Origin of the sequence: Haloferax sp. AB510 (genome assembly GCF_024136985.1) — an archaeon.
Taxonomy (GTDB): domain Archaea; phylum Halobacteriota; class Halobacteria; order Halobacteriales; family Haloferacaceae; genus Haloferax.
The window spans coordinates 1-711 of the sequence record NZ_JAMYJY010000228.1; the positions used below are offsets into that span (position 1 = coordinate 1).

The 711-nt window shown below is 63.6% G+C and carries 1 pseudogene; it reads left to right on the plus strand.

Annotation, left to right across the window (positions count from 1 at the left end):
- Positions 1-176: 176 nt before the first annotated feature.
- A pseudogene (locus tag NKF06_RS20725) lies at positions 177-711 on the plus strand (Lrp/AsnC family transcriptional regulator); the annotation flags it as partial.

The following is a 711-nucleotide window of genomic DNA, read 5'->3' on the forward strand; positions in this document are numbered from 1 at the left end:
CCCTCCACCGGCTTCTACTGATTCCTTCACCATCCCACAACTCAACCCCGGAGACGAAGGTCTCCGGTTCGGGGGTGGTTGCGCGTGACCGTCGACTGTCCCGCGTGCGGTCACGAGAGCGAGGTCCGATTTCGCTGTGAGCGCTGTGGATACGACCTCGTTGAGGTGGACCGCTGATGACCGAGGACGGCGGCGAGGTCATCGCGGAGTTCTCCGTCCTCGACGACGCAGACCTCGTCACGTCGAACGACGAGGACACCGTCGAGTCCGCTGTCGACAATGGGTATGAGCCCGGTTCGACCGTCGACGACGAGTCGGTCGATGTCGAATTCGAGATGCCGGAGTTCGTCGCTGCCTGTCGATACTGCCAGCGGACTTTCGAAACGGAAGAGGCCGCGCTCGACCACGAATGGACCTGCGACCTGGAGCCGACCGGCGAGTGTCGCTTCTGTGGCGGCACGCATATCCGGAAGGACGTTCGCGAGGACCATTTCTACGCCTGCTCGGAAGCGGAGGCACACGAGCGCCGACAGAAGCGCGGTGTCCGCGCGCGGACGATGCGCGGTCAGGACTCGAAGACCGCGGTCTCGGGCCTACGGAAGTTCCTCCTCCCGCAGCCGCACGAGTTCTCGGCGTACCTGAAGTGGGATGACGCGCTGTCGACGTACTTCGGACTCGTCTCGCTGTACAAGATGCACGACTTCGAGGAGT